At 66.9% G+C, this 13,735-nt stretch carries 13 protein-coding genes; 7 read left to right on the top strand and 6 right to left on the bottom strand.

What is annotated here, in order from left to right; translation table 11 throughout:
- Nucleotides 1-3: 3 nt before the first annotated feature.
- From CDO44_RS12810 to CDO44_RS12780, 7 genes are all read left to right on the top strand, one after another.
- Entirely contained in the window at nucleotides 4-1,554 is a 1,551-nt protein-coding gene (locus CDO44_RS12810) for a class I adenylate-forming enzyme family protein (protein WP_087780587.1), read from the top strand.
- Nucleotides 1,551-2,711 carry an acyl-CoA dehydrogenase family protein gene (locus tag CDO44_RS12805; protein WP_087780586.1) on the top strand — a complete coding sequence of 387 codons (1,161 nt, stop codon included), beginning with the start codon at nucleotides 1,551-1,553 and terminating at the stop codon, nucleotides 2,709-2,711. The genes CDO44_RS12810 and CDO44_RS12805 overlap by 4 nt, the downstream gene beginning before the upstream one ends.
- Before the next feature lie 101 nt (nucleotides 2,712-2,812).
- A complete protein-coding gene (locus CDO44_RS12800) occupies nucleotides 2,813-3,493 on the top strand; it encodes a TetR/AcrR family transcriptional regulator (RefSeq protein ID WP_087780585.1) in 681 nt (226 codons plus the stop codon).
- 186 nt (nucleotides 3,494-3,679) lie between these two features.
- The gene (locus CDO44_RS12795) at nucleotides 3,680-4,654 is read left to right on the top strand and encodes a tripartite tricarboxylate transporter substrate binding protein (RefSeq protein ID WP_087780584.1); all 975 of its coding nucleotides are present in this window, start codon (nucleotides 3,680-3,682) and stop codon (nucleotides 4,652-4,654) included.
- Nucleotides 4,655-4,683: 29 nt separating this feature from the next.
- Complete coding sequence (locus CDO44_RS12790) at nucleotides 4,684-5,823, top strand: CaiB/BaiF CoA-transferase family protein (RefSeq protein WP_087780583.1); 1,140 nt, start codon at nucleotides 4,684-4,686, stop codon at nucleotides 5,821-5,823.
- Nucleotides 5,824-5,989: 166 nt separating this feature from the next.
- Entirely contained in the window at nucleotides 5,990-6,259 is a 270-nt protein-coding gene (locus CDO44_RS12785) for a helix-turn-helix domain-containing protein (RefSeq protein ID WP_087780582.1), read from the top strand.
- On the top strand, nucleotides 6,256-7,563 hold the full coding sequence (locus tag CDO44_RS12780) for a HipA domain-containing protein (RefSeq protein ID WP_198951355.1): 1,308 nt from the start codon (nucleotides 6,256-6,258) through the stop codon (nucleotides 7,561-7,563). The genes CDO44_RS12785 and CDO44_RS12780 overlap by 4 nt, the downstream gene beginning before the upstream one ends.
- 5 nt (nucleotides 7,564-7,568) lie before the next feature.
- Here the strand turns inward: CDO44_RS12780 and CDO44_RS12775 are convergent, their stop codons facing one another.
- The 6 genes from CDO44_RS12775 to CDO44_RS12750 all read right to left on the bottom strand — a co-directional run bounded on the left by CDO44_RS12775 (nucleotide 7,569) and on the right by CDO44_RS12750 (nucleotide 13,720).
- Entirely contained in the window at nucleotides 7,569-7,910 is a 342-nt protein-coding gene (locus CDO44_RS12775) for a response regulator transcription factor (RefSeq protein ID WP_087780581.1), read from the bottom strand.
- Between the two features lie 26 nt (nucleotides 7,911-7,936).
- Complete coding sequence (locus CDO44_RS12770) at nucleotides 7,937-8,923, bottom strand: Rieske 2Fe-2S domain-containing protein (RefSeq protein ID WP_087780580.1); 987 nt, start codon at nucleotides 8,921-8,923, stop codon at nucleotides 7,937-7,939.
- 213 nt (nucleotides 8,924-9,136) lie between these two features.
- Nucleotides 9,137-10,453: a TRAP transporter large permease gene (locus tag CDO44_RS12765; RefSeq protein ID WP_087780579.1), complete on the bottom strand. Its 1,317-nt coding sequence runs from the start codon at nucleotides 10,451-10,453 to the stop codon at nucleotides 9,137-9,139.
- On the bottom strand, nucleotides 10,450-10,980 hold the full coding sequence (locus CDO44_RS12760; protein WP_233146162.1) for a TRAP transporter small permease: 531 nt from the start codon (nucleotides 10,978-10,980) through the stop codon (nucleotides 10,450-10,452). Before CDO44_RS12760 ends, CDO44_RS12765 begins: the two co-directional genes overlap by 4 nt.
- The gene (dctP, locus tag CDO44_RS12755; protein WP_087780578.1) at nucleotides 10,977-11,966 is read right to left on the bottom strand and encodes a TRAP transporter substrate-binding protein DctP; all 990 of its coding nucleotides are present in this window, start codon (nucleotides 11,964-11,966) and stop codon (nucleotides 10,977-10,979) included. The genes CDO44_RS12760 and dctP overlap by 4 nt, the downstream gene beginning before the upstream one ends.
- Nucleotides 11,967-12,115: 149 nt before the next feature.
- On the bottom strand, nucleotides 12,116-13,720 hold the full coding sequence (locus CDO44_RS12750) for an indolepyruvate oxidoreductase subunit beta family protein (protein WP_087780644.1): 1,605 nt from the start codon (nucleotides 13,718-13,720) through the stop codon (nucleotides 12,116-12,118).
- Nucleotides 13,721-13,735 lie beyond the last annotated feature (15 nt).

Genomic DNA, 13,735 nt, shown 5'->3' with positions numbered 1-13,735 from the left:
GCAATGAAATTCGCCACCTTCCTCGCTTCGCACGCGGCAACGATGGGGGCCAAGGATGCCGTCGTGTGCGGCGACCGGCGGCTGTCTTTCGCGGAACTCGATGCATGCACGACCCGCCTGGCCCATGCGCTGCGCGCGGCGGGCGTGCAAGTGGGAGACCGGGTCGCCGTACACCTGCCCAATGGCATCGATTTCGTCCTGGCGTTCATCGCGGCCATCAAGGCCGGCGCGATCGCCGTGCCGATCAATCCGCCCCTGTCGCCCGCCGAGGTGGCGCATATCGTGGGCGATTGTTCTCCCCGGGCGATTTTCTTCGACGCCCGTACCGAGGCAACGCTGGAGCAGGCTTGGCGGCATGCCCCTGGCGCCCTCCGCATAGCCGCCGACGCCCGCGGCGGCGCGGATCTCTGCTTGCCGGACCTGGTGCGCTCGGGCAGCCGCGCCCCCGTAGAGGTCCCGCACGACCATGATGCCTGCATGATCGGCTATACGTCAGGCACGACCGGGCGGGCCAAGGGTGTGGTGCTGACGCAATCGAATTATCTGTACGTGAACGGCTACCTCAATGGCTATCACTGGGGCCTGGGCGCGGCGGACCGGCATTTGTGCACGACGCCGCTGGCGCATCGCACCGGCATGGCGCGCCTCATGAACATGATCCTCCACGGCGCGACGATGGTGGTCATGCCGAAGTTCGACGCCGCCCAGGCGGCGGAGCTGGTGGAGCGCGAACGCATCACCGTGTTCGGCATGGTTCCGACCGTGGGCAGGATGATGCTGCCGGAAATCGAGGCGGCGCCGCAACGGTTCGCCACCCTGCGCGTCATGCTGGTGACGGGCGAGGCCTTTCCTTACGACGTGAAGCGGCGGCTGCAGGACGCGCTGCCCCACGCGAAGCTCTATTCGTTCTATGCCATGACCGAGGCGGGCGCGATCGCCGGGCTGAACGCCGGGGAGCAATTCACCCACCCGGACTCGGTCGGCCGCCCCTGGCCGGGAATCGAGCTGAAGCTGGTGGACACGGACGGCAACGAGGCGCCCGCCGGCGAGGTGGGAGAGATATGGGTGCGCAGCGGGCGACCTGGCGTCTACTCCACGATGCGCGAGTACTTCGGCCGTCCGGAGGCAACCGCGGAAACCTTGCGCGACGGCTGGGTGGTGACGGGCGACATGGGGCGCCTGGACGCCCAGGGTTATCTGTACCTGGTCGATCGAAAGAAGGACATGGTCCTGTCGGGGGGCTACAACATCTACTCGAAGGAAGTCGAGCTTGCGATCGCGTCCTTTCCCGGCGTGGCGGACGTGGCCGTCGTCGGCGTACCCGATGCGGTGTATGGCGAGGCCGTTGCCGCCTATGTGCAGCTGGCCGGCGGCACGACCCCGGACGCGGCCGCCATCGTCGCCCACTGCCGCGGCCTGATCGCCAGCTACAAGAAGCCCAGGCACGTTTTCTTCGTCGACGAGCTCCCGCGCACCAGTACCGGCAAGGTGCAGAAATCGCGCTTGCGAGAGCAGTTCTGCCAGGTTTCCCGGCACTCCGGGGCGGCGCCATGATCGCGCCCTATCGTCCCTCGTGGTTGACCCACGAGCTGCAGATGCTGCAGGATGCGGCGCGGCGCTTCTTCGTCGAGCGGTTCGCTCCGCGGGAAGAGCATTGGACGAAGTCCATGCTGATAGACCGCGAAGCCTGGAACGAGGCGGGCGAGATGGGCCTGCTGTGCGCGAGCATTCCCGAGGAGTATGGCGGAGGAGGCGGCACGCTTGCCCATGACATCGTCATCTTCAGCGAGCAGGCGCGCGCGCTCATCGGCAGCTTCGGCAATACCGTGCACAGCGGCATCGTCGCCAATTATGTGCTGCGCTACGGCAGCGAGGCGCAGAAGCGGCGCTGGCTTCCCGCCATGGCGCGCGGCGAGATGGTGGGCGCCATCGCCATGTCCGAACCCGACGCGGGGTCCGATCTGCAGGCCATCCGCACGCGCGCCGATCGCCGGGGCGACGCCTACCTGTTGAACGGAGCGAAGACCTTCATCACCAATGGCTACCACGCCGACCTGATCCTGCTGGTGGCCAAGACCGACGTCCATGCGCCGGGTTCGCGCGGCACCTCGATCATCTTGGTCGAGACCCGCGGGCTTGCGGGTTTCCGCAGGGGAAAGCTGCTCGAGAAGCTGGGCAACAAGGGTTCGGACACCGCCGAGTTGTTCTTCGACGACGCGGCGGTGCCCGTCGACAACCTGCTGGGAACCGAGGAAGGCCGGGGATTCGCGCAGCTCATGGCGCAATTGCCGACGGAACGCCTGTACATCGCCGCGAACGCCGTGGCGCACATGGAGACCGCCGTCGCGCTGGCGAAAGACTATGTCTGCCAGCGGCAGGTGTTCGGAAAGCGGCTGTCCGAACTGCAGAATACGCGTTTCAAGCTGGCCGAATGCCAGACCCGGGTCCGCCATGCGCGCGTGTTCGTGGATTACTGCATAACCCGGGCGCTGGCGAACGAGCTGGTTTCCGAAGAAGCGGCCATGGCGAAGTACTGGGCCACGCAGCAATGCAACGAGGTGGTCGACGAATGCCTGCAATTGCATGGCGGCAATGGCCTCATGATGGAGTTCCCCATTGCCCGGCTTTACGCCAATGCGCGTATCGGCCCGATCTACGGCGGTTCGAACGAAATCATGAAGGAGATCATCGCCCGCGGCGTGTTGCGCTGAGCGCCGGCCGCGCCGCGGCGCGGGCCGCCGCACGGTATGATCGGTTGCGTGCCCGTTGCCGGGCACGCGCAGCAATTCGTCCGCCTTCATTCCGCACCGACATGCCTGCATCTCCGCCACGAAAGAAGTCCGCAGCCTCCTCTCCCGCCCCCTCGGAACCGGCGAGCGCCGAGGAAGGCCTGCCCGAACGCGAACGCCGGTCGCGCCGCGGGCAGGAACTGACGCGCAAGCACCTGCTCGGCACCGTCTACGAGTTCATTTCCGAGAACGGGATCGAGAATCTCAGCATGCGGAAGATCGCCCAGGCCGCGGACCTGAGCACCGGCACCATCAACTACTACTTCGGAAACAAGCAGCGGCTCTTGATCGCCGCGCTCGAGAGCGCCTACGAGTTGCCCGACGACTGGGAACAGTACAAGGGCTCGCCGCTGAAACAGCTGCAGCGCCTTCTCGAAGGCTACGTCTGCCGGTCTCCCAAGGACCGCTTCTGGCGTTTCTGGATCAACTACCTGGCTTCGAGCACCCGCAACGACGAACTGCACGCGCACCAGGCCGATCGCTATCGGCGCCAGCATCGCTTCTGGGCCAAGCTGATCCGGGACGGCCAACAGGCGGGCGAATTCCGCAACGACATCGATCCGGACCAGAAGGCCGAGGAGCTGCTCGTGCTGGCTCACGGGCTGCTGGTCCGGCAGTTGGCCGGCCCCGAAGCGCGCAGCCGCGAAATTGCGCACGCCATGCTGCTGGCCCAGATCGAGCAGATGCGGCCGGCAAAGCGGTAGACACCCGCTCGCGTCTCGAGCGAGCCTCCTACGCCCTCGATCGCAGCGTGACCCCAGGTCGCGCCGTGTGAGGAAACCTCTATTGTTCGCACGATCGTGCGGTAGCAGAATGACTGCCACCGGGAACGCCCCGGCAGGTTCGCGAACCTGCGCGGGCCGGGCCGGCCAAAACAAAGAGGAGACACCATGGTCACCATGAGAAGCGTAGGAGCAGCACTGGCGGCGCTCGCCAGCACGGCGTCCTGGGCGGACGCGCCGCCGGCGTATCCGAGCCGCCCCATCAAGATCATCGCCTCGCAGCCTCCCGGCGGCGCATTCGACATGATGGCCCGGCTGACCGCCGAAGCCTTGCAGAAGGCGTGGGGCCAGGCCGTCGTCGTGGAGAACAAGACCGGCGCGGGCGGCCTGATCGGCACCGAAGCGGCGGCGAAATCGGCGCCCGACGGCTACACCCTGGTCATCGGCTCCACCGGGCCGTTCGCCGTCAGCCCCAGCCTTATCCGCCAGATGCCCTACGATCCGGTCAAGGACTTTGCTCCCATTGCGCGGCTCGCCGTCATGCCGAGCTACCTCGTGGTACATCCCGACGTGCCCGCCACGAACATGCAGGAGTTCCTGGCGTACGCCAAGGCGAATCCCGGCAAGCTGACCTATGCGTCGACCGGCAACGGGCTCTCGCAACACACCAACGTCGAACTGCTAAAGGAAATGGCGGGCATCTCGATCCTGCCCGTGACCTACCGGGGCAGCAGCCAGGCCTTGCTGGGATTGCTGGGCAAACAGGTGGACATGATGATCGAATTGGGTCCGCAAGCCATCCCCCAGATCCAGGCCGGAAAATTCCGCGTGCTTGCGACGACCGCGGGCCGCCGCACCCATGCCATGCCGAACGTCCCGACACTGGCCGAGAGCGGCGTACCCGGCTACGAGGCCTACACGTGGTTCGCGCTCTACGCGCCGGCGGGAACGCCGGCTCCGATCGTCAAGAAGCTCCATGCGGAAGTCAGCAGCGCCTTCCAGGCGCCTCAGGTGCGCTCGAAGCTGGCGGAGATAGGCGCCGAGGTCGCGTTGACCACGCCCGAGGAATTGGCCGCCTTCCAGGCCTCGGAAACAAGGAAATGGCATACCGTCATCCGGCAGGCCGGCATCAAGGCTGAATGAAGACGGCGGCCCCGACAAGGAACCCCGAGATGGCAGGTCCGCTGGAAGGATTGCGAGTGCTGGAGTTCGCCGGCATAGGCCCGGCTCCTTTTGCCGCGATGGTGCTGGCGGACATGGGAGCCATCGTCACGCGCATCGATCGCCGGCATGGCCGCCCCCGGGCGGCGTCGGGCAACGCCGATGTCCTGCAGCGCGGCCGCCGCAGCCTCGCGATGGACCTCAAGCATCCGGACGCCCCTTCGGTGGTCATGAGCCTGGTCCGCCGATCCGACGTACTGATCGAGGGTTTCCGGCCGGGCGTGCTGGAGCGGCTGGGACTGGGTCCCGACGAATGCCTTCAGGCCCGGCCCGCCCTGGTCTATGCGCGCATGAGCGGCTGGGGCCAGTCCGGCCCGCTGGCGCACCAGGCCGGCCACGACTTGAACTTCCTGGCGCTGTCGGGCGCGCTGCACGCCATGGGCGATCCCGGGCATCCCCCGCCTCCGCCCTTGAACCTGGTCGCCGACTTCGGCGGCGGCGGCATGATGCTGGCCTTCGGAATCATGGCGGCCTTGTGGGAAAGCCGCCGCAGCGGACAGGGCCAAGTCGTGGATGCCGCCATGAGCGATGGCGCGGCGCTGCTGATGTCGATGCTGTACGGATACGCCGCCATGGAGCGCTGGCACCCGGGCCGGCGAGGCGGCAACTTCCTGGATGGCAGCGCGCCGTTCTATGCGGCCTATGCCTGCAAGGGCGGCGGCTTCGTTGCCGTGGCGGCGATCGAGGCGCCGTTCTATCAGGCGCTGGTCGAGGGTTGCGGCTTCGCCGATGACGAGGACTTCCGGCATCAATGGGACGAAGAGCGATGGCCGCGGCTCAAGCGCAAGCTGACCGCCGCCTTCCTGTGCAAGACGCGCGACCAGTGGCTCGCGGCGTTTGCCGGCGCCGATGCCTGCGTCACGCCCGTCCTGGATATGCGGGAGGCGCCGGGGCATCCCCACCACCTCGCCAGGCAGGCGTTCGTGGAAATCGAGGGGGTCGTCCAGCCCGCGCCGGCGCCGCGTTTTCTCCGGACTCCCGGGCAAGCGGGGACGATCCCGTCACCCGGCGAGCATGCCGATCTCATCCTGCGGGAACACGGCTATTCCGGGGACGCCATCGCCAGGATGCGCGAGCGGGGGGTCGTCTGACCCAGGGCAGGCCATCCCCAACGGAGGATGTCGATGGGTGAAATCCTTACAATCGCGAGGACTTCATACATGAAGGAAACTCGCCAACGAAATTCCGCACAATCTTGAGGATTTTGTTGTGCAGTTGGCTGACTTTTCATAGAATCCTCACTATCGTGAGGATTCTATGAAAATCACTCTCAAGAGTGCCGAGGAGCTCGGCCCTATCGTTCGCTCGGCCCGCAAAGCCCAGGGTATCCGGCAGGACGATGCCGCTGGCAGCATAGGCGTGAGCGAGAACTTTCTCGGCAAGATCGAGCGCGGCGGTGAAACCGTCCAGTGGGGCAAACTGTTCCAAGTGTTGAGGGGGTTGGGGATCGAAGTCATCCTCGACGTACCGGACGACACGGCGGAGCGAGTTGCCCGTGATATGGCGGCACGTGGAAACGGGCGATGATGCCGCGCACCCTGATCGTCAGCATCAACGAGTATCGTGTGGGCGAGCTTCGCGAACAGGACGGCCTCTGGGCCTTCCAATACAGCGAAGCCTGGCTGGCCTTTGGCGGACGGTACCCGTTGAGCCCGCATCTGCCCTTGCAGCCCGAGCCCTTGGTCGACGGAGCCACCGTACGCCCGGTGCAGTGGTACTTCGATAACCTGCTGCCGGAGGAGGGCCAGCGCACGCTATTGGCCGCGGACGCCCGGCTCGATACGGCAGATGCCTTTGGCCTGCTAGCCTACTACGGCGCCGAAACCGCCGGTTCGCTCGCGCTACTGCCTCCCGGCGCGCCACAGGAGGACACCGAAGATGCCCTGCGCCCCCTTTCCGACAAGGAGTTGTCGCAGCGCATCCGCCGGCTGCCGCGCGTCGCGCTGACTCATGGAGCGGTCAAGCGCATGTCGCTCGCCGGGGCGCAGCACAAGCTCGCCGTCGTCATACGCGACGATGTCCTGTATGAGCCCTCGGGCACCCTGCCGTCGCTGCAAATCCTGAAGCCCGAGCATCCGGATCCCGACTATCCCCACTGCGTCGTCAACGAATGGTTCGTGATGCGCCTAGCGGCCGAGTCCGGGCTGATCGTGCCGGCCGTACACCGACGCTACGTGCCGGAACCCGTCTACATCGTCGACCGGTTCGACCGCGCTTTGCGGGAAGGAAAGGCAATCCGCCTTCATGCCATCGATGCCTGCCAGCTTCTGGGGCTGGATCGCAGCTTCAAGTATGCGCAGGGGAGCATGGAAAACCTCGCCCGGCTGGCCGCCGCGTGCCGCAGCCCGGCCGTCGCGCGCACCCGGCTATTCAGCTGGCTGGTTTTCAATATGCTGACGGGCAACGGCGATGCGCACTTGAAGAACCTCAGCTTTCTGGTTTCGGCTACCGGCGTGCAGCCGGCTCCTCACTACGACCTGGTCAGCACCTCGGTCTACGAATCGCGCGCCTTCGACAAACAGGACTGGCCGCATGCCACCCGACTGGCATGGCCCATCCTGGATGCGCAGCGCTTCTCGCAAATCGATCGACGATTGATGATCGCAGCCGGAGGCGAGTTAGGAATAAATCGCGGTACATCGGAACGCCTGCTCGACACTTATCGGCGTCGCGTCGTCTCGGCAGCCGACAGCTTATGCAAGGCGTTCGAAGCCGAAGCAACAGGCGCGGACAGTCGCCGGGCTTTGGCTGCAGGGCGGGCGGGCGAAGCGCGCTGCGTGCGCGCGATCGTCCATACGGTGATACGAGAGATGGCCGGGCGCCTGGCCTGACCCGCCTACAACCCCGCCAGCCCCCGGGCCGCCACCACCGCCTCGGTCCGGTTGCGCACGTCGAGCGCGCGGAAGATCGCGGCCAGGTGGATCTTGACGGTTCCCTCGCTGATGCCGAGGTCGCGCGCGATGAGCTTGTTGGGCTTGCCCTGCGAGAGCAGGCGCAGCACGTCGATCTGCCGTTCGGTCAAGAGGCCGCGCAGCTGGTCCAGGGAGGTCGAGCGGCCGGCGCCGGGCGCCTCGGCGGACGGGGCCTGCGCGAAGGCAGGCTGGGCGGGCATGCCGGAGAGCATCATCTGCGGCACGAACACGCCGCCTGCCAGCACCAGCCGCACGGCCGACAGCATGACGTCCGGCGAATATGCCTTGGGGATTACCCCCCCACGGTGCCGCGCTGGACGAACTCGTTGATGCAGCCGTCCTCGAGCGCGACCAGCCCCGCCGCCCCCGTCAGGTTCGATTGCATGATCCGCATGGCCGACTGTTCCGGCGTATCCCGCTCGTAGCCCAGGAATATCCACATCAGTTCGGTCTTGTCCACGCCCTTGGGCACGAAAAAACGGATTGCCAGCGAATTCAGGGTGAACTGGAACACCACGTTGGGAAAGACGGTCTGGATGCTGTGCGTGATGCCGTCGTCGAACTCTTCCCACGCGTCCAGCAACTCGGGACCTTCGAGCGCGGAATCCCCGTGCTTGGCGCCGTACTTGGCCGAATGCACTTCGGCGGTGAGGTACTCCTTGTCCAGGTTGAACGTGGCTCGCTTCGAATAGCTGATGTGATGCCACTTGCGGTCCGAAAGGACGATGCCCCCGTAATTGCGCTCGATGAACGCGCTCATGCGCGGGCCGAGGAACTCGCCGAGGGGCGGCGTCTCGTCCGACAGCGTGCCGAATACCAGCCCGCAGAAGGTTTGCACGCGCACCGGCTGCAGCCGGTGCGCGGATACGTCGAAGTCCTCGGGCATGCCGCCCTTGCCGTTGACGCCCTTCTGGAAAGCGATGGACCGCAGCGATCCGTCCAGCCGGTACGACCAGGCGTGATAGACACAGGTCAGGTGCTTGACGCTGTCCCTGCTCTTGAGCGCGACCAGCGCGCCCTTGTGGGCGCAGCGATTGACCATCGCGTGAATGGCGCCATCATGATCGCGCGCCACGATTACCGGGGTCTCCCCCATCCACGAGGTCACGACGTCGCCCGGCTGGGGGATGTCCTGTTCGATACACAGGAACTGCCACACCGGGCCGCGGAAAATCCGCTGTTGTTCGCGCTCGTAGATCTCGCGGTCGGAAAAAACCTGGAACGGGACCCGGGCGACGCCTTCCTCGGGCCACCGGACCAGCACCTCTCCTGCCTCCATCGCGTTCTCCTATTCCGGAAACTTCTCCGGGACGAAGCGATGGTAGGCATTGGGGCGGTGGCGCGATAGCCACATAGCTGGAACTCATTATCCCATTAATGATGCAGATCGCATTCATTTCTGGGCCGCCACGGCTTGGCGGAGAATGTGGGAGGGACGGCCTGCCGGCGCTGCCCCCCAGGAGTCAGCGCCGGCAGGTGCCGGGCCGCGCCGCTACCCGATCCACTTCGGCAGCCAGGTCGCGATCCCTGGCACGAAGAACACCGCCCCAAGCAGCAGCAGGCTCATCACCACATAGGGCACGACCGCGACGAAGATGGTCCCCATGGACACCGTGGGCGGCGCCACGCCCCGCATGGTCATCAGCAGCAGGCCATGCGGAGGCAGCAGGAGCCCGAGCTGCATGCAGATGAGGAACATCACCCCGAACCAGACCGGGTCGATGCCGAGCACGTTGACGATGGGCATGAAGATGGGCAGCGTGATCATCATCATGCTGATCTGGTCGACGAAGATGCCGAGGAAGATCAGCATCAGCATCATGCCCAGCACGATCATGCCCGTGGACAGGCCCTGCCCGGTGATCATCTCCACCAGGCCGTTGCTCGCGCCCGAGAACGACAGTATCTGCGCGAACGTGGTGGCGCCCAGGATGATGAAGAGGATCATGCCCGAGATCGCCGCCGTGCCCTTGAGCGACTTGACCAGCGCCTCCCAGGTCAGCCGGCGGTACAGGACGGCCAGCAGCATGGTGGCGAACGAGCCGAGCGCGGCGCACTCGGTGGGCGTGGCCCAGCCCGCGGCCAGGGCGCCCACCACCACGCCGAAGATGGACAGCGTGGGCAGCACGTAGGCCACGAACAGGTTCCAGCGCTCCCAGCCGCGGCGCCGCTCGCCGGTATCGGCGGCGGGCGCCCAGCTGGGCGTGATGCGCACCCTCAGCACGATCCACAGCACGAAGGCCACCGACAGGATGATGCCCGGCATCACGCCGCCTATCAGCAGCTTGGAGATGGAAATGCCCGAGAGGGAGCCCAGCAGCACGGTCAGGGCCGACGGCGGTATCAGCATGTCGACCGCGCCGATGGCCATGATGGGGCCGGTCGCGATGCGCGGATGGTAGCCGCGGGCCAGCATGACGGGCAGCATCAGCGACCCGAGCATGGCGGTGGTGGCGATGGTCGAGCCCGAGATGGCGGAGAACACCGTGCCCGCCACGACGGCCACTACCGCCAGGCGCCCCGGCACCCGGGTGATGATGCGCTCGATGCCGTCGATCACCTTGAGGGCGAGCCCCGTATGGAACAGGACTTCGCCCATCAGCACGAACAGCGGGATGGGCGTGAGCGAGAAGGCGGCCACCGAGCTGACGCTGTTGCGCGCGAGCTGCATGAGCCCGATCTCGCCGCCCATGTAGAGCCAGGCGCCGACGATGTTGATAGTGATGAAGGTGAGCGCCACGGGCATGCCGATGAACAGCAGCACCGTGGATCCGCCCAGCAGGATCCAGGCCGCGATCTGCCAGCTCATGATGCGCTCACCGCTTCGTCGCGCGGGCCGATCTCGGCATGCCGCAGCCTGTGCATGCGGAACAGCATCTCGACCGCCAGCAGCACGAACACGACCGGCAGCGGCGCGAGCAGCCACCACTCGGGGGTGACCAGCGTCTTGATGTTGAGCGCGCCCGACTGGTAGCTGGCCCATGCCGACTGCGCGCCGTACCAGGCGATGGCGAGGCAGCACGCCAGGCCGATGAGGTCGCCGATCCACTCCAGGGTCCATGCCAGGCGGCGGGGAATGGCCTGCAGCACGATGTCGACCCGTATGTGCTGGCCCTGGCGCAGCAGCCAGGGAGCAATGCACAGCGTGAGCAGGTACAGCATGGCTTCGGAGACCTCGTTGCTCCAGGCCAGCCCGCGCGGCAAGCCGGGAATGGCGACGTTGCGCAACAGGACGTCGGCCACGATGACGAGCATCATGGCCAGCAGCAGGGCGCAGCCGGCGATGGCGAGCACCGCCAGCAGCCTGCCGTAGGCGGCGGACAGGCGTGCGATCATTGCTGGGTCCCGGGCACCTGCTTGGCCAGCAGCGACTTGAACCGCGCCGCCACTTCCGGGCTTTGCTTGGCAGCCGTCGCCCAGCCCACCTCGTAGGCCTGGGCGCGATAGCGCTTGGCGGTGGCTTCGTCGAACTTGATGGTCTGGATGCCGGCCTTGGCCTGGCGCGCGGTTTCTTCCTCGGCGTAGCGCGTCCAGAAGGTGTTCTGGGCCTCCAGCGCCAGCAGCTGCTTGTTGAGGTAGGCCAGTTGCGGCTGCGTCAGTTTCTTATAGGCCGGCAGGTTCATGATCAGCGAGACCTCGGCATCGTAGAAGCCGGGGTCGACGCGGAACTTGGTCTTCTCCTGCCAGTTCAGGTCGAAGATGCCGCCTATGGGCCAGCCGTAGCCGTCCACCACCCCGCGCTCGAGCGCGGTGTAGACCTCGCCCGGCGGCGTGGTGATGACGTTGGCGTTGAGCGCCTGGAAGAATTCGCGGTAGACCGGCGTGATGCGGATCTTCATCCCCGTCAGGTCCGGCTTGTCGATCTTCTTGTTGATGTACAGGTGGAACGGCTGGTGTTCGACCATGCGGGCAAGGTATTGCATGTTGCCCTTCTTGTTCCACACCTCGTTAATGGCCTCGAACGCGCCGTTCTTGCGCTGCTCGGCGATGGTGACCTCGCTGAGCTTGAGGAAGTCCGCCTCGGGCAGCACGTTGGTATAGAAGGCTCCGGTGTTCAGCGCGATGTCCACCACGCCGGTCTTGACGGCGTTGCCGACCTCGAACGGCGGCATGGTCTTGGGCCCGCCCAGGAAGTTGATCTGGAGCACGCCCTTGCCTTCTTCGTTGAACTTCTTGATCCACGCCTGCAGGTGGTGGACATAGATGCCGTTCTCGGGAAAGGCCGACACCAGGCGCAGCGTGCGCTCCTGCGCATGCGCGGCGCCTGCGGCCGCCGCGCAGAGCAAAAGTGTCGCGGCTGCCTTGAACACATGGAATTTCATGACTGTCTCCTGTCTGTTTTGTGGTTCATGAAGGCAACGAGCAGCCTCCCTGCGCGCCAGGCGCACCCCCCGGGAGGCGGCACCCGCGGAGCGGCAAGGCCGGCTCCGGGGCGCTCTGTTTCTGGGGTGGGCAGATCCATTTCGTAAGCCTAGATGGCGGCAAGCTTCTGTTCAAGGGCGCGCCCGGTATCGTCCGAGAGGGCGGCCTTGACCAGCGCCTGCAACCGCAAGTGCCCGTCGGAGGACGTCTTCAGCGCCGGCAACACGCCCATGATGCGCTGGAAATTGCCCCATCCGCGTACGTGCGTGTCTCCGTAGCCTTTGATGAGCCGCTGCGCCCGCGCGACCTCCAGGGCGAGCTCGGGCCGGCTGGCGGCCAGCGCGGCGATCTCCCGCAGCCACGACGCCATGCGCTCGCGTTCGACCTGGTAGCGCAGCGAACGGCGGCGCATGCCGCGCAGCGCGGCGACCATGTACAGCAGCAGATAGCCGCCCAGCGAACTGGTGCGCACTACCCTGCCCTTGCGCGTGAAGGCGCCCACGCAGGCGCGTGCCAGCCGGCTGCGCATCATCCACCGCCCCAGCGATGCCGGCATGGCGTCCGCCAGCTCCTCCAGGCGCGGGTGCATGAACTCGTTGATCTCCAGCTGCTGCGAGGGAGCCAGCCGCACCTCGGCGGCGACACGGGCAAAGCGGGCGCCGCGGGTCTTCAGGTCGGCCACGCGCGCCACGTCCTCGTAGGTCATCCACAGGGCGAGGTGGCGCGCTGTCTCCGACAGCACGTCGAGGCTTTCGGCGCCGCGATCGGGCAGCGCATCGAGCACCGGCCTGAGCCGGTCGAGGTACTCGCCGGCATAGGCGACGTCCTGATAGTCCGCGGCGCGTATCAAGCCCGCGCGCAGCACCGCGTGGCACTCCTCCGGGAACTCGCGGGCCATGCGCTCGTGCACGGCGGCCAGGCGCGGGCCGACGGCGTCCGGGAGGGAACGGCGGTCGTCCCGGACGGCCGGCAGCACCGCGCCGCCGTGTTGCGGCATGGCCGGCGAAGCGCCGCGGCGCACGGTCTTCTCGTCCATCACGGCGCCGGACCGCGCCGCGTTCGCCGCCACGTCGAAGCCCGCGGCGAATGCCCGCAGGCTGGCCTGCACGCCGACGCCGCCACGGCGGATGGCCTCTTCGAACTGCTCGCGCGAGAACGGCAAGGCGTCCGTGGCCGCCAGGGCGCCATAGAGCACCGGGCTGATGGGACCGCCGGCATCCTCCGCCATCCGGCTGAAGTCGGCGGCGACGAAACGGCGGGCGGCGGCGCGGCCGCCTTCGAGCAGGGCCGCCGAATCGACCCGGTCGTCGCCCATTGCCGTGCGCTCGGTCATGGAATACACCCGGTGCGTGGACGCGATGAGCGTGGTGCGGTCCTCGGACACCAGGCCGCGCTGCAGCGCCCGGCCGGCCTCCATCAATTCCGAGGCGATGACGATGTCGACCTCGCCCGGCACCGGCCCGAGCGCCATGACCGGGGCCTGCCCCTCCGGCACGTCCGCCTCGCGGAACATCTCGACGTAATAGACCGTGGCCCCCGTGCGCTGCGCCACGCCGGGCACCGACGTGGTCTGCGCCAGGTAGCCGTTGTGCTCGGCCAGGTCTACCAGCCAGTCGGCCAGCACCCCGCCCCCCTCGCCGCCCATGGCCAGGATGGCGATGGTGATGGCGCGCGGCGTGGCCGCCGCGGCGGCGCTGGGTTGCGCGGCATGCATGGCCGCCTGCGCCTG

Source organism: Pigmentiphaga sp. NML080357 (genome assembly GCF_002188465.1).
Lineage (GTDB): Bacteria > Pseudomonadota > Gammaproteobacteria > Burkholderiales > Burkholderiaceae_B > Pigmentiphaga.
The sequence above is the reverse complement of the archived record's forward strand: the minus strand, read 5'-3'. Positions and strand labels throughout refer to the sequence as shown.

Bases quoted from the DNA above. Each gene is read 5' to 3' on its own strand.
- CDO44_RS12810 (WP_087780587.1), top strand. From the start codon at position 4: ATGAAATTCGCCACCTTCCTCGCTTCGCACGCGGCAACGATGGGGGCC.
- CDO44_RS12805 (WP_087780586.1), top strand. From the start codon at position 1,551: ATGATCGCGCCCTATCGTCCCTCGTGGTTGACCCACGAGCTGCAGATG.
- CDO44_RS12800 (WP_087780585.1), top strand. From the start codon at position 2,813: ATGCCTGCATCTCCGCCACGAAAGAAGTCCGCAGCCTCCTCTCCCGCC.
- CDO44_RS12795 (WP_087780584.1), top strand. From the start codon at position 3,680: ATGGTCACCATGAGAAGCGTAGGAGCAGCACTGGCGGCGCTCGCCAGC.
- CDO44_RS12790 (WP_087780583.1), top strand. From the start codon at position 4,684: ATGGCAGGTCCGCTGGAAGGATTGCGAGTGCTGGAGTTCGCCGGCATA.
- CDO44_RS12785 (WP_087780582.1), top strand. From the start codon at position 5,990: ATGAAAATCACTCTCAAGAGTGCCGAGGAGCTCGGCCCTATCGTTCGC.
- CDO44_RS12780 (WP_198951355.1), top strand. From the start codon at position 6,256: ATGATGCCGCGCACCCTGATCGTCAGCATCAACGAGTATCGTGTGGGC.
- CDO44_RS12775 (WP_087780581.1), bottom strand. From the start codon at position 7,910: ATGCTGTCGGCCGTGCGGCTGGTGCTGGCAGGCGGCGTGTTCGTGCCG.
- CDO44_RS12770 (WP_087780580.1), bottom strand. From the start codon at position 8,923: ATGGAGGCAGGAGAGGTGCTGGTCCGGTGGCCCGAGGAAGGCGTCGCC.
- CDO44_RS12765 (WP_087780579.1), bottom strand. From the start codon at position 10,453: ATGAGCTGGCAGATCGCGGCCTGGATCCTGCTGGGCGGATCCACGGTG.
- CDO44_RS12760 (WP_233146162.1), bottom strand. From the start codon at position 10,980: ATGATCGCACGCCTGTCCGCCGCCTACGGCAGGCTGCTGGCGGTGCTC.
- dctP (WP_087780578.1), bottom strand. From the start codon at position 11,966: ATGAAATTCCATGTGTTCAAGGCAGCCGCGACACTTTTGCTCTGCGCG.
- CDO44_RS12750 (WP_087780644.1), bottom strand. From the start codon at position 13,720: ATGCATGCCGCGCAACCCAGCGCCGCCGCGGCGGCCACGCCGCGCGCC.